Source organism: Bradyrhizobium sp. CCBAU 45321, from assembly GCF_028128975.1.
Taxonomy (GTDB): domain Bacteria; phylum Pseudomonadota; class Alphaproteobacteria; order Rhizobiales; family Xanthobacteraceae; genus Bradyrhizobium; species Bradyrhizobium yuanmingense.
Genome location: NZ_LFKZ01000129.1, coordinates 444,343 through 467,791, shown reverse-complemented (window position 1 = coordinate 467,791; position 23,449 = coordinate 444,343). Strand labels below are relative to the sequence as shown.

The following is a 23,449-nucleotide window of genomic DNA, read 5'->3' as shown; positions in this document are numbered from 1 at the left end:
TCTTGTGACAATCTCCGCGATTATTTCTTGCAGTTCATTTTTTGCGGGGTCGCCGTGGCAAGTATTCAAGCCGCAGAAAGGCGCACGCTGGTATCCCCTGTCAGAACGGTGTTTCTGGCGGCGATCGGCATTTTCGTCTGTATCGCGCTCGCGTGGTTCGAGGCCTACGCGCTGCACGCCGCCGGCGTAGATGTGCCGCCGCTCTGGTTTGCGACACTGATAGCAGCCAATCTCGGTCTGTTGACGCTGGCCGCTCTGCGTTCCGATCGGTTCGCGCCGCGATGGCTTGCTGTGGGCGGCATGTCAGGCTTGACGCTCGTTGCGGGCCTGTTCCTGCTGCTTCAATCGGTGGCTATGAATACGATGCGTGAGATCCACGCGTCGCTTCCGACTTCCCAGAGTATCGACGTCTGGAACCGCGATCCGCCAGCGCCGCCGCAATTGCCGTTGGACTTGCCGAAGGCTCCGAGCGCGCCCGCGCCGCCGTCCGGAGACACGGCACCGATCGCCAAGGAGGCTCCCGCTCGTACCGACAGCAAGGCCGCCAGAATTGGCGATGCGGGGCCGAACGTCACACCAGATACGCCCGAGCATCGCGAGATGCAGGCGGCGGCCAAAGAGAGTAAGTCGGCGCGCCGGCATGGCAGAATCGCCACGATCGACGGACCGGCCGAACCACAGTCGCGAATGGGTCCGACGGCCGCGCCCATGCGCGAGCCGCCTCCTCCGGCGTCGGCACCAATGGTCCCCGCGCCACCACCGGTAGCGTCTTCGGCGCCATCTTCGCCCCGACCGATCGCGCCCGGCGCGCCACTTCCGCGCGCTGACGGGCGCATCGGAGACTTTCTCGGCCGGGCGCCTCAACTCGATCTCGACGGCAAGATAGCCTCGGCCTTCCCGCCGGTTGGAGGAGGATATTCCGGTCGCCTTGGCGAAGTCTTCACCGACACGCCAATTGCGGAGTCGCCAACGCCAGCCCCGAGGCCCACCCCGAGCCCGGCGCCGGCGGCGCCCGAACCGGTCAACACCTCGGCCTACTGGAATAGCTGGTTCGTGGATGGCGGCGGGGCAGCGGCGAACATCCTGATTGCCAACAACACATACATGTACACGCTCGACGTCGCTGCGTTCAATTACGCCCTGCTGCGACGGATCACGCAGTCCGCAGGCGCGAAAGTGGATGCAGCGGTAGAGGAGATGATCGCCGATTCCAGGAGTCGCGAGGTCGTTCTGACCATCAAGCCACTCGTTCCCGAGGGCTCCAGCCTGCGGCTTGCTGACGATCGCAACTCTTACACGCTGAAGATCGATCTCGACAAGATTCGGTATCCCGATGCGGAGTCCGCGCGGAAATATGCCGACGGATCGATGTCGATTGCCGAATTTTCGGCGAAGGCCAGCGCCGGCAGCATTCAGATCGCACTCACCGCGGAATCCCAGGGCTGTGCGACGGTTGCGTTCGCAATCTTCAGGGGCGTACAGCCGCTCGATCATCTGGTGCAGCGTGTGTCGATCGGCGAGACCAGCGCGTCTGCGCCCGTGTGCGACAGTGCCGATCCGGCGCAGGCCAACGCGCTGTCCAGCGGCCTCAATCCGCTGCGCAAGGTATCGCTTGGTATGGAGGGCTCGGGCGCCGACGTGACTGCAGCAGCCGCCCTTCATATCTTCGATTTCGAAGCCTACAGCATGGCCGTGTTCGTCGATGGCCGCCCCGGCAAGACACCGGTCTATGGCTGGCAGACAGCGTCCAGCGTGGTCGACTTCGTCAAGTCCGACCGATTCCAGAACATGATCTTGAAAGCCCGTAGGGACGCCGCCGACAGGAAGCCCGGAAGCTATCTCCCCGCCGCCAAGGAGCTCGCAAAGATCCTGTTCTCCGCAAGGCCTGGAACCACCACCGAGGACGATGCCAAGAACGCCAGAGCCGCACTGCGCGCCCTCGTTCGCGAAAGCGACGGGTCGCCAGTCATTGTCGTCCGTGTCGCATCGGATGCGACTGGCGGTCAAAATCGCAGCATCTACGTGCCACTTGGAATTCTCGGAGCCAAAGGGACGGATCCCGTCTTGGAAAAGTCGATCATCGTGGTGCAGCCGATGGCGATCGAGCGATATCCATCCCGCGACAAGTGCATCGGCGACTGGATGTTCGCGGTCCCCGACGGCTTGGAGAACGTTCCTGGTGCGGTGATGCCCCCGGGCTTCTTCCCGGCAAAGGTGCCGGGAACGCGAATTTCCGAGATCGAAAAGCTTCGGCAGTATTTTGCCGCCACTGGGGGCACCGTCACGCCGTTGCTCGCGGCGTCTTCTTCCGCGCTCGGGTTCGTCGTACTCGCGCACCAGGACGAGGGAGCGATGTGGTTTACGGAATCAACCGATCACATCATTCCCCAAGATATCGAGAAGAGGTTTCCGCCCGGGAGCGTCGGCATTTTCGCCGCCTGTTCCGCCGCGTCCGCCAAGGGCCGCAACACGGCGCTGCTGCAGCGGCTGAACGAGCAGGGATTCGACACGTTGATCGCCTCACCGTTCACGATCGACGCCGGCTACGGCGTTGTATTCGCCAGCTCGTTCGCCGAGCTCATGGCCGAGATCACATCAGAGAAGCCGCCCCCCACCATTCTCGATCTTTTCGACAAGACGGTCGCGCGAACGGCGCAGAAGTTCAAGGACAAGGCGGATGCCAACTACAGCGAGCTGGGCCTTGAATATGTCCTGCTCGGCAACCCCGCGATCAAGCTGTGTGTCCAGCCCTAACCCGCAAGGTGGCGCATGAAACTTCGTCAGACCGCCGTGTTCATGGCTGCGATCGTCCTGGCTTGGCCGATTGCCCTCGCTCGGGCCGACGATGCAAACGCGCCTGCTGTCGCAAAGGTGCCTTATCAGGCACCGGCCGCCTCGCCCCGACACAGCGTGTTCATCAGCGATCTGCATTTCGGCGTCGGCAAGCAGGCGGGCGGTGCCTGGGACCCGACGGAAGACTTCCGCTGGCCAAGGGCGCTGGAGGGCTTCCTGAACGAGATCTCGGAGGATGGCGAGCAACGCGTCGATCTCGTCGTCGTCGGTGACTTTCTCGAGCTCTGGCAACCGCCGGCCGATATCAAATGCGGCGGTGCGAGCGCAGATCTCGGCTGTACGATCGACGAGATGGCTGCGCTGGTCGACAAAGTGGCGGCCGAACATGCGGGCGATCTCGGCATCTTGCGGGCGTTTGCCGAGCGCGGTGAAAACCGGTTGCACCTCATCGTGGGAAACCACGACTCGACCTTGCGCTATGCTGGGGTTTGGAAGGCGCTCGGGGCCGCGCTGAATGCCGACAGCGGTCGCATCAACCTCGTGACCGAGGGCCTGTGGCTTTCCGCCGACGGCCGAATCTTGGCAGAACACGGCAATCAGATCGGCCAGGACGTCAACAAGTACGCGACATGGCCTACGATATCGCGTCGCGTCGACGGCAAGGACTACATCGTCCGGCCGTGGGGCGAACTGTTCGTTCAGCGGCTGTTCAATGACCAGGAAAAGACGTATTCAATCATCGACAATCTCAGTCCGGAGACCGCGGGGGCTCGGTATCGTGCCGCGGATCGGGGGCTCTGGGGCTCGGCTTCCGACATCGCCAGATTGTTGAGCTTCAACCTGCTGGAAACGTCGCTGAGACAGAAATCCGTCATGCTCGGCAAGCCGCCCGCCGGCAAGGTCAACTGGGATATCAAGATCGCGCGCGGAAAGGGCGCGATGCTCTTCCTCTACGCGTTGCCGAAGGAAGACCCGCTGAGGCAGCAATTGTCGAAGGACGATGAAGAGGCCAACGCCATCAAATCGGAATTGACCAGGCTGGCGAACGATAAGGAGCAGCTTCCGGACGCGGAAGTTCAACAGCTCTGCGACATGATCGCCGCCATTGAGAAGGACCAGGTCTGCTGGGACATGCAGCTTGGAAGTCTCGCCGAGCACTTCCTCTCCTCCAAGGGCAAGGTGATGGCGAAACATCTTGCTGCCCGCCAAGCCGACCACAAGTCGATGCGCGTCTTCATCTATGGTCACACTCACCAGTTCGAGGAACCTTGGCGTGTCGAGGTTGAAGGCTCGCCGGTCACGATTACGGTCGCGAACACCGGCGCATTCCAGCGATTGCTCGACGACGCGGGTTTCCTCAAACGTCTCGGCGGCCGTGCACCACAGGAGGCTTTGCGCTTGATGAGCCTCGAAGAATTGCCGCCCTGCTATTCGGCCGTCGTCGTGCCGGCAGCTCCGCCGGGACAGGTTCCCCTTCCCAGGACTGTGGCCTGGCACATGCCGGAAGACGGTGCAGGCAGCTTCACGAGCCCTGACGATCCGAAGTGCCGTTGAGTGGGTCAGTCGCGGCGCCAACCCCGAAGCCCACACCAAGATCATCGTGCAGCCGTGGCGGTAGGAGTGTCAATATTTCGCCGGCACGTACATCTCTGGCGGGACCGGGCCTCGCTGATAGTCGGGATGTCGCACGCGCGGCGGTAGCGTCACCGGCGCCCGCACGACCTCCTGGTACGGGATCTGCGTCAAGAGATGCGCGATGCAATTGAGCCGCGCGCGCTTCTTGTCCACGGCATCGACGATCCACCACGGGCTATCCGGCAGATGCGTGTGCTCCAGCATCGTCTCCTTGGCCTTGGTGTACGCCTCCCAGCGACTGCGGGACTCGACGTCCATCGGGCTCAGCTTCCACTGCTTCAGGGGATCCTTGATCCGCATGGTGAAGCGGAATTGCTGCTCGTCGTCGGTAATCGAAAACCAGTACTTGACCAGGATGATGCCGGATCGGATCAGCATGCGCTCGAATTCCGGCACGGTCTTGAAGAACTCCTGGTACTCCGCCTCCGAGCAGAAGCCCATGACGCGCTCGACGCCGGCGCGGTTGTACCAGCTGCGATCGAACAGCACGATCTCGCCGCCGGCTGGCAGGTGCGCGACGTAGCGCTGGAAATACCATTGCGTGCGCTCGCGCTCGTTCGGCGCGGGGAGCGCCGCGACGCGGCAGATACGCGGATTGAGCCGTTGCGTGATGCGCTTGATCACGCCGCCCTTGCCGGCGGCGTCGCGGCCCTCGAACAGCACCACGACCTTCTTCCTCTCGCTCTGCACCCAGTCCTGGAGCTTGATCAACTCGCCCTGGAGGCGAAGCAGTTCCCGGAAATAGAGCCTGCGATCGACCGTCGGTTTCAGCGTTCCGGTCTCGTCGAGGAGCTCGTCGAGACGGGCATCATCCAGCTCCATCTCAAGTTCCTCGTCGAGATCGTCGGCCATTTCCTGGATGATGCGCGCGCGCTTGGAGATCTCGGATTTGCGATCGGATGCGGTCATGGGTCCTTCTCTCCGCTAGGATGCCAGTTACCAACGACCATCGGCGGGCTTTGTTGCGCCCATGTGACAACCCGCCAATCCCCCTGAGCCAGGTCACACCGGCAGCGCGATCGAATATTTCACCTGGCTCAGCGCAAAGCTGGACTCGATTGAGGCAATGCCGTCGAGGCGGGTCAGCTTGGTCTTGAGGAACGTCTCGTAGGAGGCGAGGTCGGCGGCGACGACACGCAAGAGATAGTCGCGGTTGCCGGTCATCAGATAGCATTCCAGCACCTCGTCCCATTTCGAGATGGCGCGCGCGAAGCGGTTGAGGTCCTCCTCCTTCTGCCGTGCCAGCTTGATCGAGATGAACACGCTGACATGCAGTCCCAGCGCCTTCTGGTCCACGGTCGCGACATAGCGCGAGATGACGCCGCGCTCCTCCAGGAGCTTGACCCGGCGATGGCAGGGCGAGACCGAGAGCCCGACCTTGTCGGCGAGCTCCTGCATGGTCAGGCGGCTGTCGTTCTGAAGGTGGCTGAGGATCTTGCGGTCGATGGCGTCGAGCTCGGGCATTGGGATGAAACCTGCATTTTGTCTGTTACGTTGGTAAAGTATCCCAATATCGGCGGGTATGGCGCGAAAAATTGAGAAGTTTGATGCCGCGCGCAGGCGTATGATCGGTGCATATTTTCCGGAGCATCGCCATGCCCGTTGACCCCGCCCGTCTCGAAATCCTGACCGCCCTCAGCCGCAAGGCGCTGTGGCTGTCGTCCTGGACCATCCACCACGCCAACCACATCCGCTCCAATGCGGATGGCCTCAAGGTCGGCGGCCACCAGGCCTCGTCCGCCTCGCTCGCCACCATCATGTCGGCGCTGTACTTCCACGTGCTGCGCCCTGAGGACCGCGTCGCGGTGAAGCCGCATGCGAGCCCGGTGTTCCACGCCATCCAGTATTTGTTCGGCCGGCAGAGCCGCGAGAAGCTGGAGAATTTTCGCGGCTTCAAGGGCGCGCAGTCCTATCCCTCGCGCACCAAGGACGTCGACGACGTCGACTTCTCCACCGGCTCGGTCGGCCTCGGCGTCGCGCAGACGCTGTTCTCCTCGCTGGTGCAGGACTACGTCAAGGCGCATGGCTGGATGAAGGACCGCCGCGAGGGGCGGATGATCGCCCTCGTCGGCGACGCCGAGATGGACGAAGGCAACATCTTCGAGGCGCTCGCGGAGGGCTGGAAGCACGGCCTGCGCAACACCTGGTGGGTGGTCGACTATAACAGGCAGTCGCTCGATGCCGTCGTGCGCGAAGGTCTGTGGGAAAAGTTCGAGACCATGTTCCGCAATTTCGGCTGGGACGTCGTCATCGTGAAATACGGCCGGCTGATGCGCGAGGCCTTCGCCGAGCCCGGCGGCGAGGCGCTGAAGCGCTGGATCGACAATTGCCCGAACGCGCTCTATGCGGCGCTGTGCTTCCAGGGCGGCGCAGCCTTCCGCAAGCACCTCCATGATGAGATCGGCGACCAGGGCCCGATCACAAGACTGATCGACAAGCGCAGCGACGAGGAGCTCTTGGCGCTGATGTCGAATCTCGGCGGCCACGACATGGCGAGCATGCTGGAGGCGTTCGACGCGATCGATCACGACCGCCCGGTCTGCTTCATCGCCTACACCATCAAGGGCGTCGGCCTGCCGTTCCAGGGCCACAAGGACAACCACGCCGGTCTGATGACTGTTGCGCAGATGGAGAAGTATCGCGAGAGCCAGAACATCCGGCCCGGCCACGAATGGGACAAGTTCGAAGGGCTGTCGCAGGATGCAGCCGAGCTCGAGGCCTTCCTCGCGCGGGTGCCGTTCAACCAGGATGGCCGCCGGCTCACGGCGCCCGTCGTCGAGGTGGCGCAACAGCTCGCCTTCAAGCCGTCGCCGCAGATGTCGACCCAGCAGGGCTTTGGCCTCGTGCTGAACGAGATCGCGCGCAGCGACAGCGAGCTCGCCAGGCGCATCGTCACGACCTCGCCGGACGTCACCGTCTCGACCAACCTCGGCCCCTGGGTCAATCGCCGCGGCCTGTTCGCGCGGGCCGAGAAGGCGGACTTATTCCGCAGCGAGAAAATTCCTTCGACCTACAATTGGGACGCTTCGCCAAAGGGCCAGCATCTGGAGCTCGGCATCGCCGAGATGAACCTGTTCATCATGCTCTCGGCGCTCGGCCTGTCGCACCAGATCAACGGCGAGCGGCTCTTGCCGGTCGGCACGCTCTACGATCCCTTCATCGAGCGCGGCCTCGATGCGCTGAACTACGCCTGCTACCAGGACGCCCGCTTCATGGTGGCGGCGACGCCGTCGGGTATCACGCTCGCGCCCGAAGGCGGCGCGCATCAGTCGATCGCAACGCCCTTGATCGGCATGGCGCAAGACGGCCTCGCCTCGTTCGAGCCGGCCTTCGTCGACGAGCTCGCCGTGATCATGGCTTTCGGCTTCGAGCACATGCAGCGCGATCCAGGCGAGGGCGGCTCGGTCTATTTGCGGCTCTCGACGCGCTCAATCGAGCAGGCGCAGCGGATCATGACACCGGAGCTGCGACAGGGCATCACCGACGGCGCCTATTGGCTGCGCAAGCCGGGGCCGAATGCCGAGGTCGTGATCGCCTATACCGGCGCGGTCGCGCCTGAGGCGATCGAGGCGACCGGCTTCATCGGCGAGAGCCGCCGCGACGTCGGGCTGCTCGCGATCACCTCGGCCGATCGTCTCCATGCGGGGTGGACCGCCGCGCGGAAATTGCGGCGCGACCGCCGCGGCGTGCTGCATCTCAGCCACATCGAAAAGCTCCTGGCGCCACTGCCGCGCGACTGCGGCATCGTGACCGTGATCGACGGCCATCCGTCTGCGCTCGGTTGGCTCGGCAGCGTCCGCGGCCACCGTGCCGAGGCGCTCGGCGTCGAGCAGTTCGGCCAGACCGGCAGCATCGCGGACCTTTATCGGCACTACGGCATCGATGCGAACGCGATCATCGATGCGGCCGAAAGCCTCACCACCGGCGCACCGGTGCTGCACCGGAAGATGGCGGTGTAGTGGAGGTAACTGCCTCGTCATTCCGGGGCGACGCGCAGCGTCGAGCCCGGAATCCATAACCACGATCGGGAGTATGGATTCCGGGCTCGCGCTCCGCGCGCCCGGAATGACGGCTGAGAGTGCCTTGCCACGTTCCCGCCACCGGCTCATATAACCTCCGTCCGCCGCAACGCTGGCCCCGCATATGGCGGGTTCAATTGCCGGCGCTTTCGTGCAAGGATGCCTGCCGAAACGCCCCCTCCAAGCCCCCAAGAAGAGGTTAACGATGGTCAATCGCATGCAATTTTACATCGACGGCGCCTGGGTCGATCCCGCCGTCAAGAAGTCCACCGCCGTGATCAATCCGGCGACGGAAGAGGCGATGTACGAGGTTGCGCTCGGCTCCAAGGCCGATGTCGACAAGGCGGTTGCCGCCGCCAAGCGCGCCTTCGAGACCTTCTCCCAGACCAGCCGCGAAGAGCGCGTCGCGCTGCTCAGCAAGATCATCGAGATCTACAAGGGCCGCCTTAAGGAGATCGGCGCCGCCGTCTCCGACGAGATGGGCGCGCCGCTGCCGATGGCGGAGAAGCTGCAGGCCGGCGCCGGCCTCGGCCATCTCATGACCACGCTCGACGTGCTCAAGAACTATCATTTCGAGGAGCCGGTCGGCACCGCCATGGTGCTGCGCGAGCCGATCGGCGTGGTCGGCATGATCACGCCCTGGAACTGGCCGCTGAACCAGATCGCCTGCAAGGTCGCGCCCGCGCTCGCCGCCGGCTGCACCATGATCCTGAAGCCCAGCGAGTTCACGCCGACCTCTGCGCTGATCTTCGCGGAGATCCTGCATGAAGCTGGCGTGCCCAAGGGCGTGTTCAACCTCGTCAACGGCCTCGGCCCCGAGGTCGGCGCCGCCATGAGCGAGCACCCCGACATCGACATGATCTCATTCACCGGCTCGACCCGCGCCGGCATCGACGTTGCGAAGCGCGCAGCGCCGACCGTCAAGCGCGTCAGCCAGGAGCTTGGCGGCAAGTCGCCGAACGTCATCCTCGAAGGCGCCGACCTCACGAAGGCGGTGACCGGCGGCGTGATGCACATGTTCAACAATTCCGGTCAGTCCTGCAACGCGCCCTCGCGCATGATCGTGCCGCTGTCGAAGATGAAGGAAGTCGCCGCGATCGCGAAGGCCGTCGCCGACAAGACCAAGGCCGGTGATCCCCGCGCCGAAGGCACCACCATCGGCCCGGTGGTCAATCGCGGTCAGTGGGACAAGATCCAGGGGCTGATCAAGAAGGGCATCGACGAGGGCGCAACGCTCGTCGCCGGCGGCCCGGGCCTGCCCGAAGGCGTCAACAAGGGCTTCTATGTCCGCCCGACCATCTTCGCCGACGTCACCCCTGACATGACGATCGCTCGCGAGGAGATCTTCGGGCCGGTGCTGACCATCATCGGCGCCAAGGACGAAGCCGACGCGGTCAAGATCGCCAACGATACGCCGTATGGCCTCGCCGGTTACGTCACCGGCCCGACGGTCGAGGACGCCAAGCGCGTCGGCCGCCAGATCCGCGCCGGCAATGTCAACCTGCAGGGCGTACCCAACGACCGCACCGCGCCGTTCGGCGGCTACAAGCAGTCCGGTAACGGCCGCGAGTGGGGCAAGTTCGGCCTCGAGGACTTCCTCGAAGTGAAGGCGGTCGCCGGCTTCAACGCGGCGTAGTTCATACGGCGCTTGCGCCCCGAGGGGATGCCGGCTTCCAGGGAAGCCGGCATCTTTGCTGTGAGACCAGCCGCTTCACGGCGACAACAGCCCGTCAAATCAATAAAAGCAAAGGGACGGAACGTGAGAAAACTGATCATCGCATTCGTTGCGCTGCTGACGCTGTCAGGCGCTGCGCAGGCCCAGACGGTGAAGGGTCTGCTCAACACGCTCAGGGCGAAATGGAACGAACCGACCGAGCCGTTCAAGATCGTCGACAACGTCTACTATGTCGGCACTAACGGCCTTGCGTCCTACCTGATCACGTCGCCACAGGGGCATATTCTGGTCGATACCGTGATGCCGGAATCGACGTCCCAGATCACGACGAGCATCGAGAAGCTCGGCTTCAAGATCAGCGACATCAAGTATCTCATCAACACCCACGCCCATATCGACCACACCGGCGGCTTTGCCGAGTTGAAGCAGGCGAGCGGCGCGCAGATGGTCGCGGGCGAGGCCGACAAGCCGTTGCTCGAAGGCGGCTATTATCCGGGTGCGCAGGAGGAGAAGGCGCTCGACTTTCCGCCGGTGAAAGTCGACCGCACGGTGCGTGAGGGCGACACCGTCGCGGTCGGCAGCGTCACGCTAACGGCGCGCGAGACGCCCGGCCATTCGCCGGGCTGCACCAGCTGGGCCTTCTCGGTGAAGGATGGCGATGCAACACGCTCGGTGTTGATCTTCTGCAGCGGCACCGTCGCGCTGAACCGGCTTGTCGGCAGCCCGACCTATGCCGGCATCGTCGACGACTATCGCAAGACCTTTGCGCGTGCCAAGGACATGAAGGTCGACATCCTGCTGGCTCCCCATCCCGAGATGTACAAGATGGCCGAGAAGCGCGCCAAGCTCGCCGGCGGCGGGCCCAGTCCGTTCGTCGACCCGGGCGAGTTCAAGGTCTATGCGGCATCGCTGGAAAAGGCGTTCGAAGAGGCGCTCGTCAAGCAGACCGCGACGGCACAGGAGAAGAAGGGGTAGAGACGGTCGGTGGTTGGGCGCGCTGTGGAGCCTATCCCCCTACCGCACCCTGCGTGTTCACATACAGCGCGTAGATCGACTGGCTCGCGGCCATGAACAGGCGGTTGCGCTTGACGCCGCCGAAGCAGACATTGGCGCAGCGCTCGGGCAGGGCGATGCGGCCGATCATGACGCCGTCGGGTGCGAACACCACCACGCCGTCGAGCTCGGGATCGCCCATGCCCCAGCCGCACCAGAGATTGCCGTCGATGTCGCAGCGCATGCCGTCGGGCGTGCCCGGGCCGGCATCGATATGGACGCGCTTGTTTGCGATCGTGGTGCCCTCGGGCGAAACGTCATAGGCGAGGATTTTTCGGTTCGGCACGCCCCGCGATTCCACGACATACAGAATTTTCTCGTCCGGCGAGAAGCACAACCCGTTCGGTCCGAGCACGCCTTCGGCGACGATGGTCGCCTTGCCGGTCTCGGGATCGAGTCGATAGACGTTGGGCTCGATCTCGGGCTCGGCCTTGTAGCCCTCGTAATTGCCGAGCAGGCCGAAGGTCGGATCGGTGAACCAGATCGAGCCGTCCGATTTAACAACGACATCGTTCGGCGAGTTCAACCGCTTGCCGTTGAATTGATCCATCAGCACGGTGATGCTGCCGTCATACTCGGTGCGCACCACGCGCCGGCCGCCGTGCTCGCAGGTGATCAGCCGGCCCTGCCGGTCACGCGTGTTGCCGTTGGCGAAATTTGAGGGCTTGCGGAACACGCTGACCGCACCGGTCTCTTCCTCCCATTTGAGGATGCGCTGGTTCGGGATGTCGCTGCACAGGAGATAACGCCCATCGCCGAACCACACCGGCCCCTCGGCCCAGCGCAGGCCGGTCGCCAGCCGCTCCACCGCCGAAAGCTTCAGCCAGTATTTTTCGAAGCGAGGATCGAGTGCCCTAATCGCGGGATCGGGGTAATAGGTCGCCGGCTGCCAGCCTGGCCGTTCCTCCGTGTGGGACGATGCCTCATTCATGCCGGTTCTCTCGTTTCGTTCCCTCTGGACAATCCTGCTATCATTAGAGACACGTGATCGCAAATTCGGTCACCAACGGCGAGGGACGACATGCCGCGTATTCTGATGACGGGAGCTTCGGGCGGGATCGGCACCAGCCTGCGGAAGCTGTTGCCGCCGATCTACTCGGATCTCCTACTGTCCGATATCAAGCCGCCGGCTGATCTCGGCTCCGATGAAAAATTCAAGGCCGCAGACCTCGCCGATCTCGCGCAATGCGAGGCGATCTGCGAGGGCGTCGACGGCATCCTGCATTTCGGCGGCTATTCGGTCGAAGGCACCTGGGATCAGATCCTCCAGGCCAACATCATCGGCGGTTACAATCTGTTCGAGGCGGCCTACCGCAAGGGCGTCAAGCGCGTGGTGTTCGCCTCGTCGAACCACGCCGTCGGCTTCTATCCGCGCCACCACAAGATCGGCACCGACGTCACCCCGCGCCCTGACGGCCGCTATGGCGTCAGCAAGGTGTTCGGCGAGGCCGTCGGCGCGCTCTACGCCGACAAGCACGGGATGAAGGTGACCTGCCTGCGCATCGGCAATTTCGGCGACATGCCGCTGGACAAGCGCCGGCTCTCGATCTGGCTCAAGCCCGATGACCTCGTGCAGCTCTGCCGCATCGGGCTCGAGCATCCCGACATCCATTTCGAGATCTTCTACGGCGCCTCCTTCAACGAGCGCGCCTGGTGGGACAACCACCGCGCCTACGAATTCGGCTATCGCCCGACAGGCCGCGCCGAAGATTTCCGCGAGCACGCCATGGCCGAGCAGGCCAAGCTGAAGCCGGATCCGGTTGGCGATTATTTCCAGGGCGGCACGTTCTGCAGCATGGAGTTCGATGCTGATCCGAGCCGGATCATCGACTGGAATAAGCGGTAGTGATCGTTCACCGGCCGAGCGTCAACAGCGGCTTGCCGGTCTCGACAATGTAGGTCGCAAGCTCCGCGGCGTTGCCGCTGCCGACATTCTTCACTGCATGATGCACTCCGTGAGGAATGAGCAGCACGTCGCCGGCCTTCAGGATCAGCGGCGGCCTGCCGTCGAGCCGATATTCCAGCTCGCCTTCGATCAGATAGACGAGCTCTTCGCCCGGGTGACTGTGCCTGGCGGCAACGACGCCCGGAGGAAAGTCGACGCGAACCTGGACGACCTCGCGCCCGGGCGCGCTCAGTGCTTCCTTCATGAGATGTGTGCGCTTGATGTCTCCCAGTCGTGGCTCTTCGGATCGTGCCGAGAGCGAAGCTAGGCTGGTTGCGACGATCAGCGCCGCCGCAACCACGATCCCACGTTTAGTCATGTGAATGTCCTTTCGAGTTATGCAGGATGTTGTGGGGGAGCATCAGCCGGCGGCAGCCGCCGGGGTTGCGCGAAAGCTGATGGCCATGCGGTTGTAGGCGTTCATCAGGCTGATCGCGATCGTGAGGTCGACGAGCTCGCGCTCCTCGAACACGACCCTTGCGGCCTGGTATGCCTCGTCCGGCACGCCCGTCTCGGCAACCCGCGTCACCGTCTCTGCCCAGGCCAGCGCAGCCCGTTCGCGTTCGTCGAAGAGATTGCCGGCCTCGCGCCATGCCTGCAGCAGCGCGATCTTCTCGACCTTCTCTCCCTTCTTGAGCAGGTCGCGGGTGTGCATGTCCAGGCAGTAGGCGCAATTGTTGATCTGGGAGATCCGCAGATAGACCAGCTCGATCAGCGTGGCAGAAAGCCGGCTTTGCAGGACGTAGCCGTAGACGCCGCCGAGCGCCTTGATGCCGGCCGGCGCGATCTGGTTGTAGTCGAGACGCTTACTCATGTTTCTCTCCTTGATGGTGTTTCTGCTGGACGGCAGTGGTCAGTTCCTTCTCGCCGCTGTCGACGACGAATACTGCGAGCAGGCTTGCGGGCTCGGACCGGCTCGCATTGCGGCTGACAGGATGCTTGGAGCCCGGCGGCTCGTAAAAGCTCTCGCCGGCGCGATAGACCCGCCTAGGTCCATCGTTCACCTGTGACTCGATTGCGCCTGACAGCACGTAACCAAAGATGAAGGCCGACTTTGCGTGGATGTGCGAAGGCGATCTTCCGCCGGGTTCATAGTTCACAACCAGGGCCACAAGTGACTTGCCCGGGATGTTGGGGATCGATTGCTCGAAATGGGGCGTGACCGTTTCGCCGATGCCGTGGGCGGCGCTGGGCGCCGCACTCGCAATGGAAATGGCAACGCAAGCCGCAGCGAGAATGGATGGCACTTTCATGGAGGATCTCCTGTTTAGAGTTCGTGTCTGTTGTGCTGTGGTGCCTTTGTTCAGCTGCGGATGACGGCCTTCAGCGAGTCCGTGAACACCCAGAAGGAAGCGGCGAGCAGGCCGACGTCCTTCAGCAGGAACTGTCCCGGAGCGACCGTGATCGCGGGGGCCCCGAGCTCCGGCACGACGACGCCGGGCGTCGAGATCATGAAGCTCAGCGTGGTGACGAACAGCCCGGCCGACAACAGGCCGCCGGCCGCGGAGTAGATCGGGCTGGACAGGCGGAGCGCGATCAGAACCCCGATGCTGAGTTCGACGAAACCGAGAAAGGTCGAGAAGCCGCGGACCGAGAACAGCGTGTAGAACCATCGCAGCAGCGGGCTGTTCTCGACCAGGGGCACCAGCCCCTGTGCTTCGTAATCGGTGAATTTCATGCCGCCGAACCAGGCGTAGATGATTGCGAGCGACGCGTAGAGACCGATTCGGCTGATCGGTTCGGCGTAAGCAAGCAGGCGTTCAGACTGTTCGCGCCAACTGATCGTGCGGCGCAGGGCGATGGTTGAGGTGGACGCATGGCTGATGATGCGTGACATGGTGATCTCCGTTTGATGCCGGTTGTTCGCTCACGCACTCACGTGCGTGTGCAGGTTGTAGCGAGGGGCGGGAATGGTGCTCGAGAGCTTGTTCGTCATGGCAAGCCGCGCGCTCTCGTGGCGATCCCACTCCGACTTGTCGGCCAGCGCCGGGATCGTCACGACTTCGCCGAGGTCGAGACCGGCGAGGGCGGCGTCGACCAGGTCGTCGGCCGACATGACGATCTCTGCCGGCAGCTGGTGAACCGGCGTGCCCGCGATGTCCCAAAACTCCGTCGCAGTGGCGCCCGGCAGCACGGCCTGAATGCGGATGCCCTTCCCGGCGAGCTCGTGAACGAGTGACTGGGTGAATGCGAGCACGAAAGCTTTCGAGCCGCCGTAGACGCCGTTGAGCAGCTCCGGCGCGATCGCGACGATGGAAGCGATGTTGATGATCGTGCCGTGGCCGCGGGCGATGAATCCGGGCACCGCTGCGTAGGTCAGGCGCGTCAGTGCACCGACGTTGAGACGGATCATGTCCTCCATCTTGTCGATGTCGGAATCGATCAGCGGGGCCGAGGCGCCGACGCCGGCGTTGTTGACCAGCACCGAAATGTTGCCGTTGGTTCTGATGAGTTGCTCGACGCGGCGGAGGTCGGCAGGGGATGTGAGATCGGCTTCCACCGTTTCCACCTTGCGGCCAGTTTCGTTGCCGAGCCTGCGCGCGAGCGATGCGAGCCGCTGCCTGTTGCGCGCAACGAGGATGAGGTCGTGGCCGCGCTTCGCCAGGCGATCGGCGTAGATCGCGCCGATTCCGGTCGAAGCTCCGGTGATGAGGGCAGTGCCTTTTCTGGTCTGGGTCATTTTCGTCTCTCCTTCGGTTGGGTGCGGAGAGGAATAGGCACTTCCGGAAATGGTGGGTATCTGGCAAAATCGGGATCTTTCCTTCCAGAATATGGAAGTGTCCTATGGATCGTCTCGAAAGCATGTCGGTGGTCTTGGCGGTGGCGGAGGCGGGCAGCCTGTCTGCTGCCGCGCGCCGTCAGAAAATGCCGTTGGCAACGGTGAGCCGGAAGGTTTCGGAGCTCGAGGAGCACCTCCAGACCAAGCTGTTTCATCGCTCGAGCCGCGCGCTCGTCCCAACGGACGCCGGCCGCTCCTACATCGCCGCGGCCAAGCGAATTCTCGCCGATCTCACCGAAGCCGAGCGCGTTGCCTCCGGCGAATACACCACGCCGCGTGGCGATCTCAGCATCACGACGCTGGTCGCGCTCGGTCGGCTATGCTTGCAGCCGATCCTTGCCGAGTTCCTTGCGGCATTTCCGGAAGTGGATGTTCAGCTCATCTTGCAGGACCGGACGCTCAACCTTCTGGACGAGAACATTGACGTCGCGCTTCGTGTCGGCGATCTCGCCGACAGCGGCCTGATCGCCGTGCGCGTGGGGGAAATTCACCGCGTCGCCTGCGCCAGCCCGTCCTATCTGAAGCTACGGGGAACGCCGAAGGCTCCCGATGATGTCTCCGCCCACGACTGCATCAGCTATCCTCCGCTTCAATCGCCGGGCACGTGGAGATTCAAGCGAGGGCAGACCGAGTATGCAGTGCCGGTTCGGTCGCGCTTCATTGCGAGCAATCTGGAATCGGCCATCGATGCCGCGCGCGCAGGCATCGGGATCACCGTCGTGTTCTCCTATCTGGCGTCGGATGCGCTGAGGTCTGGAGAGCTCGTTGCGGTCCTGCAGGACTTTCAACCGCCGCCGCAGCCGGTCAGCTTCGTCTACTCGCCCAACCGCTTCATGCCGGCGAAGCTGCGCGCGTTTCTCGACTTCGCAGGGCCGCGCCTGAGGGCGCGCTTGGCCGACAGTCCCGGAAACGTTGCGCCGCGGAGGCCGCGGGCGTAGCTGCGGGCCCGCACATCAGAAATGCAGGTTGAGCCGCAACAGCGCCTGGTGCCGCTCGAACTGATCGAGGTTGAGGCTGCGAACGTCGCCGATCGCCTGGCCGGCAACCTGCATCTGCCAGGTGCCGGAGATGCCGACCTCCTTCGAGATGTTGTAGGAGAAGGTTGGGCCAGCAAAGACTGCGTCTCCCAGAAAGCGGTCGAGGCCGCCGCCGTCATAGGCCCGCGCGTAGCGTACGCCGAGGCCAAACACGAGGTCGGGCTGCACTGCGTACGAGATCGCGGCCTGTAGCTGCATCTCGGAATCGTGTCGCCAAAGATTGGTCGAGATCTCGCGGGTTCCGCCGGTCCCGTACCAGACGTTGAAGGCGGCGAACAGCCTGTCCTTGACGAGCTCGCTGTCGAACAGCGCGGCAAACTCTGCGCCATATTGCGCGATATGCATGCCGCTGGCGTCGTCGATCCGGCTCCAGCCGGGCTGGGCATGGAGTGTCAACCCGAAGGGCGCGACGGCACGATCGATCAGCTTGTAGCGCAGTTCGAGCGCGACGCCGCCGAAAGCGAGGTCGCGATGATCGGCAAGACCCGGAACGCCACTGATGTGCTGTCCGGTCAGTGCAAATCCGGGTGCTATCCGGAAGTTGTCCGAGACCGTGTATTTGACCTGATTGAGATTGGCCCAGGCTGCGTAAGTGCCGGAGCGCTTGCCGAACGCGCCGACATTCTCGAACTCGATCTCCATTTCGCCGGGCTTGCCGATGTCGGAGCCCATGCTGAAACCGAAGATGTGCTCGGTGTCGATCTCCGAATGAGCCGACGGCAAACCTCCCGTCAGCTTGCTGACGACGGGGGCCGGTGCGGAGCCAGCCCAGGCATAGGCGAGGCCGCGTGGACCGTCGTCGGCAGAGGCGGAGACGCAACTCGCCAGATGACCGGCGACGACAATTGCAGCCGCTGTTGCGCCCCGGAAGTTCGACTTTCTCAGCACGACATCCACCAACCCACGCGAACCAAGGGCACTAATCGAGCAAGGAGCTTAGTTCACGCGCAGCCCCTGCGATTGCAAGTCATTCGCAACAAAGATTCCACAGAATGACCGGCTGTGCAACTACTTGCTAATCATTCTTAGTTGCGTTCAATGGAGTTACGGCGGGCTGGCGGGCCGGAGACGCCCGCGCCGCAGAGCTGGAAGCGGGAGATGCCGTGCGCGTCGGGCGCCGTCGCGTGCGGCAAGGCCGTGCGATGCTCGGGACCGCCCCGAAAACCAAGCGTCAGGCCTGCAAGTCGAGTTATTGACAATCAGGGGGCTGGCCTTACCACCACGACAAAAGCTGAAGGGAGCGCCCTGATGACGAGTGGCTTGCGCAAGGGTCTGACGAGCTATGGCGATGCCGGCTTCTCGCTGTTCCTGCGCAAGGCGTTCATCAAGGCCATGGGCTATTCCGACGACGCGGTGGAGCGCCCGATCGTCGGCATCACCAACACCTATAGCGACTACAATCCCTGCCACGGCAACGTCCCGCAGATCATCGAAGCCGCCAAGCGCGGCGTGATGCTGTCGGGCGCGATGCCGTTCGTGTTCCCGACCATCTCGATCGCCGAGAGCTTTGCGCATCCGACCTCGATGTACCTGCGCAATCTGATGGCGATGGACACCGAGGAGATGATCCGCGCCCAGCCGATGGATGCGGTGATCGTGATCGGCGGCTGCGACAAGACGCTGCCGGCGCAGGTGATGGCCGCGATCAGCGCCGACCTGCCGACTGTGGTCATCCCTGTCGGGCCGATGGTGGTCGGTCATCACAAGGGCGAGGTGCTGGGGGCCTGCACCGATTGCCGTCGTCTCTGGGCGAAATATCGCGCCGGCGACATGGACGATGCCGAAATCGAAGCGGTGAACGGCCGGCTGGCGCCATCGGTCGGCACCTGCATGGTGATGGGCACGGCCTCGACCATGGCCTGCATGATCGAGGCCATGGGCCTGTCGCTGCCGATGAGCGCGACGATTCCCGCGCCGCATGCCGAGCGTTTCCGTCTCGCCGAGGCCAGCGGCAAGGCTGCCGCGGAGATGGCCAAGGCCAAGGGCCCGAAGCCGAGCGAAGTGTTGACGCCGGCCTCGTTTAGGAACGCGCAAGTCGTGCTGCAGGCGATCGGCGGCTCGACCAACGGCTTGATCCATCTGACCGCGATGGCGCATCGCTCGCCGCACCGGCTCGACCTCGCAGCGTTCGACCAGATCGGCCGCGAGGTGCCGGTGCTGGTCGATCTCAAGCCATCCGGCGAGCACTATATGGAGCACTTCCACCACGCCGGCGGCGTGCCGAAGCTGCTGGCGCAGCTCGGCGATCTCGTCGATCTCGATGCCAGGACCATCAGTGGCCAGACGCTGCGTGAGATTGCGGCGAATGCGGAGGACGTGCCGGGCCAGGATGCCATCCGCTCGCGCGACAATCCGATCAAGAAGGAGGGCGGCCTCGCGATCCTGCACGGCAATCTCGCCCCGCGCGGCGCGGTCATCAAGCAATCGGCCGCGAGCCCGAAGCTGCTGCAGCACACCGGGCGCGCCGTCGTGTTCGAATCCGTCGAGGACATGACCTTGCGGGTCGACGATCCCGATCTCGACGTCACGGCAGAGGACGTGCTGGTGCTGCGCAACGCCGGCCCGAAGGGCGCGCCGGGCATGCCGGAAGCCGGTTATCTGCCGATCCCGAAGAAGCTCGCGCGCGGCGGCACCAAGGACATGGTGCGCATCTCGGATGCGCGCATGAGCGGCACCGCGTTCGGCACCATCGTGCTGCACATCACCCCGGAATCCGCCGTCGGCGGACCGCTGGCGCTGGTTGAGAACGGCGACATGATCCGCCTCGACGTGGCCAAGCGCAGCATCGAGCTCTTGATTGACGCCGCCGAGCTGGAGCGGCGCCGCGCTGCGTTGAAGCCGGTGGCCGCGCCGGAGGAGGCACGGCGGGGCTACGCCTGGCTGTTCAACGAGACCATCCTGCAGGCCGACGAGGGCTGCGACTTCGACTTCATGCAGAGGACGGGCCCCGCGAAGGGCTGAGTCACCGACCGCAGGGCTATCGCCATTTGAGAGCCTTCCCTGCGGCCATCCTTCGAGACGCCCGCTCTAGGCGGGCTCCTCAGGATGAGGACGGAGTGCGGCAGCAGTTTCAACGGGCACTGACGCTGATGAGCCTCATCCTGAGGAGGCGCGTTTGCGCCGTCTCGAAGGACGAGGCGTGCGCGCAGACCGCCGCCACGGGTCATATGCGATAGACCTGTGACCGGTCATGTGGCCGCTACTTTCCCTTGCTCGTGAACTTCTTCACGGCGGTGCGGAACGCTTCTGTGTTCATCGCCATGATGATCTTGTGCTCCTCGGCATCGAGCTGCTGCTTCACCGGCGTGGTCGCCGCTTGATAGACCAGCTGCTTGGTGCTGGCGATCGAAGCCGGCGGGTTCTGCGCGAGACGCTCGGCAAGTTTTCGCGTCGCGGTCTTCAGCTCGGCGGCAGGAGCGACCTTCGCGACCAGGCCCCATTCATAGGCCTGCTGCGCGGTAAAATTGTCCTCGGACAGAAAGATCTGCAGCGCCCGGCGGGAGCCGACCGTGCCGACGATGCCGACCGTCGAGCCGCCGTCCGGCGACACCCCGATCTTGGCATAGGCCGGCGTGAACTTGGCATCGTCAGCGGCGATGCAGAGATCGGTGACGAAGGCGAGGCCCATGCCGGCGCCGGCGGCCGAGCCGTGCACGCTCGACAGCGAGATCTTCGGCATGCGCCTGATGATCTCGATGAAGGCGTGATAGTGCTTCAATAGCTCGCCGACGACGGGCGTCACCGTGCCGGCTTCGGCGGCGGCCCCGATCGTCTGCAGATCACCGCCGGCGCAGAACGCGCGGCCTTCACCCTCGAGCACGACGACGCGGATGTCGTCGGCGCCTTCGAGATAGGCCGCGAGCTGCTCGAGCTTCTGCGCAATTGCAAGGTCGATTGCGTTGAACGCGGCAGGGCGGTTCAGCGTGATGGTCGCGATCGGGCCGTCGATCCGCAGCAGGGCGGGATCGTCGGGCTTTGAGACGGGAGCGGTCATCTGGATTTCTCCGGCAGGAGGTCGAGGCTCGAACTAAATCGCAGAAGGGCAGGGGTGACAATCCCCGAACCACCGCTCTTGCGCCGGGCGGAATGATAGGCTCAAATGGAGCCGCTTTCGCCAAGGGACGGACACGAGCGCCGGCTCCTCGCAAGGCCAGCAAGCAAAATCAGCGAGAGAGGAGGCGGCATGGGTCACGCTCGTGTCTTCCGGAAATGGGCTGTCCGATGACTGGCCCGGTGATCATCGTCGGTGCCGGCCATGGCGGCTACCAGATCGCGGCATCGCTGCGCCAGGCCGGCTTTGCCGAGCGCATCTGCCTGATCAATGACGAGCCGCATCTGCCCTATCAGCGGCCGCCGCTGTCCAAGGCCTACATCAAGGGCTCCGCGGGTCCGGAGAGCCTGATGTTCCGGCCTGAGAAGTTTTACCAGGACCAGACCATCGAGCTGATCGCGGGCCGCGCCGCCTCGATCGACCGCTCCGCGCGTAAGGTGCATCTCGCATCCGGCGAGACGCTGGACTATTGGCACCTCGTGCTGGCGACCGGCGCGCGCAATCGCCTGCTCGATCTGCCCAATGCCAATCTGCCCGACGTGAAATATTTGCGTATCCTCGACGACAGCGAGGCGCTGCGCGCGATCATGCCGTCGAAGACGCGCGCCGTGATCATCGGCGCCGGCTTCATCGGCCTCGAATTCGCCGCGACCGCCCGCATCAAGGGCCTCGAGGTCGACGTGCTCGAACTCGCCCCGCGCGTGATGGCGCGCGCGGTGACGGCGGAGGTCTCCGAATATTTTCAGGCGCGCCACCGCGAAGCCGGCATCCGTATCCATCTCGGCGTGCAGGCCACCGCGATCGAGGCGGAGGGCGGCAAGGTCACCGGCGTGTCCTTGAGCGACGGGCGGCATCTGCCGGCCGACCTCGTCGTGGTCGGCGTCGGCGTGCTGCCGAACATCGAGCTCGCGGCCGAGGCGGGGCTGCCGGTCGCCGCCGGCATCATCGTCGATGAATATCTGTCGACGGCTGATCCCAACATTTCGGCGATCGGCGATTGCGCGCTGTTCGCAAGCCCGCGCTTCGGCGGATCGCTGCGGCTGGAATCGGTGCAGAACGCCACCGACCAGGCCCGCTGTCTCGCCGCAAAGCTGACCGGCGACAAGAAGCCGTACGACAGCCATCCCTGGTTCTGGAGCGACCAGGGCGACGACAAGCTCCAGATCGCAGGTCTCACCACGGGCTACGACCGCGTCGTGCTGCGCGGCGATCCCGCCAAGAAGGCGTTTTCGGCGTTCTGCTATCACGGCGACAAGCTGCTCGGCATCGAATCGATCAACCGCGCCGGCGATCACATGTTCGGCCGCCGCTTGCAGAGCATGGACCGCACGATCACGCCGGAGCAGGCCGCGGACGAGAGCTTCGACCTCAAGAGCGCGCTGGCGTGAAGTTCTTCTCCCTCTCCTCGTTCTTACGGGGAGAGGGTCGGGGTGAGGGGCTTTCTCTGCGCATACGATGGCAGTCGGACTCGCGGAGAGTCCCCCTCACCCGGAATTTGCTCTCGCAAAATTCCGACCTCTCCCCGCAAGCGGGGAGAGGCGAAGAGGCCTCTACAGCACCGCCGTCACTTCGGCCGCCGTCGGCATCGACGGTCCGGCGCCCATCCGCTGCACGCTGATCGAGGCGGCGGCGTTGGCGAATCTCAGCGCGTCGCGCAAGGCTGCGCCGTCCGCGAGTTGCGCGGCGAGCGCGCCGACGAAGCAGTCGCCGGCGCCGGTGGTGTCGAGTGCCTTCACCACACGGCCGGCAACCGAGATCTCCTCGCGCCCGGCGAGCGCGAGCACGCCGCGCTTGCCGAGCGTGACGCAGATGGTCTGGTCCTCGCGCGCCTGAAGTTTTCGCGCGACGTCGATGATCTTCGCGGCCTCATCGTCGTCCGACAGCTCGCTGCCTGCGAGAAAACCGAGCTCGGTCTCGTTCAGGACGAGGATGTCAACCAGCGCCAGCAGCTCGACCGGCATCTTCTGCGCGGGCGCCGGGTTCAGCACTGTCACCGCCCCCGCCGCGCGGGCGCGGTGGAAGAACGCAGCGATCGTCGGCAGCGGAATCTCGAACTGGCTGACGGCGACGTCGCCCTTCAGCAGCGGCACGACGCTGACGTCATCGGCGCCGACCAGCCCGTTCGCCCCGGGCACGACGACGATGGTATTGTCGGCCTCGGCCACCGTGATGATGGCCGTCCCGGTGTGCGCCTCGGCCGTCTCCACGACATAGCCGAGGTCGATGCCCTGCGCGCCGAGAAAGGCCTTCAGCTCGGCGCCGAACGAATCCCCGCCCAGCCGTCCGATCAGCGTGGTCCGTGCGCCGAGCCGTGACGCCGCCACGGCCTGGTTCGCACCCTTGCCGCCCGGAAAATACAGTACCTGGCGGCCGGCGACGGTCTCGCCGATTCGTGGATGGCGATCGGCCGTGGCCACCACATCCATGTTGATGCTGCCGGCGACGAAGACGCGCCCCATCTC

20 protein-coding genes are annotated in these 23,449 nt (G+C 64.3%); 9 read left to right on the top strand and 11 right to left on the bottom strand.

What is annotated here, in order from left to right:
* The first annotated feature begins 54 nt into the window (after positions 1-54).
* Entirely contained in the window at positions 55-2,754 is a 2,700-nt protein-coding gene (locus ACM43_RS31945; protein WP_271545448.1) for a hypothetical protein, read from the top strand.
* A gap of 15 nt (positions 2,755-2,769) precedes the next feature.
* Entirely contained in the window at positions 2,770-4,347 is a 1,578-nt protein-coding gene (locus ACM43_RS31940) for a metallophosphoesterase (protein WP_333919951.1), read from the top strand.
* 69 nt (positions 4,348-4,416) lie between these two features.
* Here the strand turns inward: ACM43_RS31940 and ppk2 are convergent, their stop codons facing one another.
* Positions 4,417-5,337 (bottom strand): polyphosphate kinase 2, encoded by a 921-nt coding sequence (gene ppk2, locus ACM43_RS31935; RefSeq protein ID WP_271545446.1) that lies wholly within the window; start codon positions 5,335-5,337, stop codon positions 4,417-4,419.
* A 93-nt stretch (positions 5,338-5,430) separates the two neighbouring features.
* Complete coding sequence (locus ACM43_RS31930; RefSeq protein ID WP_027571162.1) at positions 5,431-5,892, bottom strand: Lrp/AsnC family transcriptional regulator; 462 nt, start codon at positions 5,890-5,892, stop codon at positions 5,431-5,433.
* A gap of 131 nt (positions 5,893-6,023) precedes the next feature.
* Here ACM43_RS31930 and ACM43_RS31925 point away from each other — a divergent pair, with 131 nt between their 5' ends.
* The 3 genes from ACM43_RS31925 (at position 6,024) to bla (ending at position 11,097) form a co-directional block, all read left to right on the top strand.
* Positions 6,024-8,387 carry a transketolase gene (locus tag ACM43_RS31925; RefSeq protein ID WP_271545444.1) on the top strand — a complete coding sequence of 788 codons (2,364 nt, stop codon included), beginning with the start codon at positions 6,024-6,026 and terminating at the stop codon, positions 8,385-8,387.
* A 265-nt stretch (positions 8,388-8,652) separates the two neighbouring features.
* Entirely contained in the window at positions 8,653-10,083 is a 1,431-nt protein-coding gene (locus ACM43_RS31920; RefSeq protein WP_271545442.1) for an aldehyde dehydrogenase family protein, read from the top strand.
* 123 nt (positions 10,084-10,206) lie between these two features.
* Positions 10,207-11,097: a subclass B3 metallo-beta-lactamase gene (gene bla / locus ACM43_RS31915; protein WP_271545440.1), complete on the top strand. Its 891-nt coding sequence runs from the start codon at positions 10,207-10,209 to the stop codon at positions 11,095-11,097.
* A gap of 31 nt (positions 11,098-11,128) precedes the next feature.
* Here the strand turns inward: bla and ACM43_RS31910 are convergent, their stop codons facing one another.
* The gene (locus ACM43_RS31910; protein ID WP_271545438.1) at positions 11,129-12,106 is read right to left on the bottom strand and encodes an SMP-30/gluconolactonase/LRE family protein; all 978 of its coding nucleotides are present in this window, start codon (positions 12,104-12,106) and stop codon (positions 11,129-11,131) included.
* Between the two features lie 90 nt (positions 12,107-12,196).
* Between ACM43_RS31910 and ACM43_RS31905 the strand changes: the two genes are divergently transcribed.
* The gene (locus ACM43_RS31905; protein WP_271545436.1) at positions 12,197-13,021 is read left to right on the top strand and encodes an NAD-dependent epimerase/dehydratase family protein; all 825 of its coding nucleotides are present in this window, start codon (positions 12,197-12,199) and stop codon (positions 13,019-13,021) included.
* Positions 13,022-13,028: 7 nt separating this feature from the next.
* Here ACM43_RS31905 and ACM43_RS31900 read toward each other — a convergent pair whose 3' ends face one another.
* The 5 genes from ACM43_RS31900 to ACM43_RS31880 are packed head-to-tail and all read right to left on the bottom strand — an operon-like array spanning position 13,029 to position 15,800.
* On the bottom strand, positions 13,029-13,439 hold the full coding sequence (locus tag ACM43_RS31900; protein ID WP_271545434.1) for a cupin domain-containing protein: 411 nt from the start codon (positions 13,437-13,439) through the stop codon (positions 13,029-13,031).
* Positions 13,440-13,481: 42 nt separating this feature from the next.
* Positions 13,482-13,934: a carboxymuconolactone decarboxylase family protein gene (locus ACM43_RS31895; RefSeq protein WP_157281058.1), complete on the bottom strand. Its 453-nt coding sequence runs from the start codon at positions 13,932-13,934 to the stop codon at positions 13,482-13,484.
* Complete coding sequence (locus ACM43_RS31890) at positions 13,927-14,373, bottom strand: cupin domain-containing protein (protein WP_271545432.1); 447 nt, start codon at positions 14,371-14,373, stop codon at positions 13,927-13,929. The genes ACM43_RS31895 and ACM43_RS31890 overlap by 8 nt, the downstream gene beginning before the upstream one ends.
* 50 nt (positions 14,374-14,423) lie before the next feature.
* On the bottom strand, positions 14,424-14,957 hold the full coding sequence (locus ACM43_RS31885; RefSeq protein ID WP_271545430.1) for a YkgB family protein: 534 nt from the start codon (positions 14,955-14,957) through the stop codon (positions 14,424-14,426).
* Between the two features lie 30 nt (positions 14,958-14,987).
* The gene (locus ACM43_RS31880; protein WP_271545428.1) at positions 14,988-15,800 is read right to left on the bottom strand and encodes an SDR family NAD(P)-dependent oxidoreductase; all 813 of its coding nucleotides are present in this window, start codon (positions 15,798-15,800) and stop codon (positions 14,988-14,990) included.
* 104 nt (positions 15,801-15,904) lie between these two features.
* Between ACM43_RS31880 and ACM43_RS31875 the strand changes: the two genes are divergently transcribed.
* Positions 15,905-16,837, top strand: a complete 933-nt coding sequence (locus ACM43_RS31875) for a LysR family transcriptional regulator (protein WP_109144533.1) — start codon at positions 15,905-15,907, stop codon at positions 16,835-16,837.
* A gap of 15 nt (positions 16,838-16,852) precedes the next feature.
* Here the strand turns inward: ACM43_RS31875 and ACM43_RS31870 are convergent, their stop codons facing one another.
* Positions 16,853-17,824 carry a hypothetical protein gene (locus tag ACM43_RS31870; RefSeq protein WP_271545426.1) on the bottom strand — a complete coding sequence of 324 codons (972 nt, stop codon included), beginning with the start codon at positions 17,822-17,824 and terminating at the stop codon, positions 16,853-16,855.
* Between the two features lie 360 nt (positions 17,825-18,184).
* Here ACM43_RS31870 and ACM43_RS31865 point away from each other — a divergent pair, with 360 nt between their 5' ends.
* On the top strand, positions 18,185-19,897 hold the full coding sequence (locus ACM43_RS31865) for an IlvD/Edd family dehydratase (RefSeq protein ID WP_271545424.1): 1,713 nt from the start codon (positions 18,185-18,187) through the stop codon (positions 19,895-19,897).
* Between the two features lie 238 nt (positions 19,898-20,135).
* Here the strand turns inward: ACM43_RS31865 and ACM43_RS31860 are convergent, their stop codons facing one another.
* The gene (locus tag ACM43_RS31860; protein ID WP_271545422.1) at positions 20,136-20,930 is read right to left on the bottom strand and encodes an enoyl-CoA hydratase/isomerase family protein; all 795 of its coding nucleotides are present in this window, start codon (positions 20,928-20,930) and stop codon (positions 20,136-20,138) included.
* A gap of 227 nt (positions 20,931-21,157) precedes the next feature.
* Between ACM43_RS31860 and ACM43_RS31855 the strand changes: the two genes are divergently transcribed.
* Complete coding sequence (locus ACM43_RS31855; RefSeq protein WP_157281068.1) at positions 21,158-22,375, top strand: NAD(P)/FAD-dependent oxidoreductase; 1,218 nt, start codon at positions 21,158-21,160, stop codon at positions 22,373-22,375.
* 162 nt (positions 22,376-22,537) lie between these two features.
* On the opposite strand, the gene ACM43_RS31850 is transcribed toward ACM43_RS31855, so the two are convergent.
* Complete coding sequence (locus ACM43_RS31850) at positions 22,538-23,446, bottom strand: ribokinase (protein ID WP_271545420.1); 909 nt, start codon at positions 23,444-23,446, stop codon at positions 22,538-22,540.
* Positions 23,447-23,449: the final 3 nt, after the last annotated feature.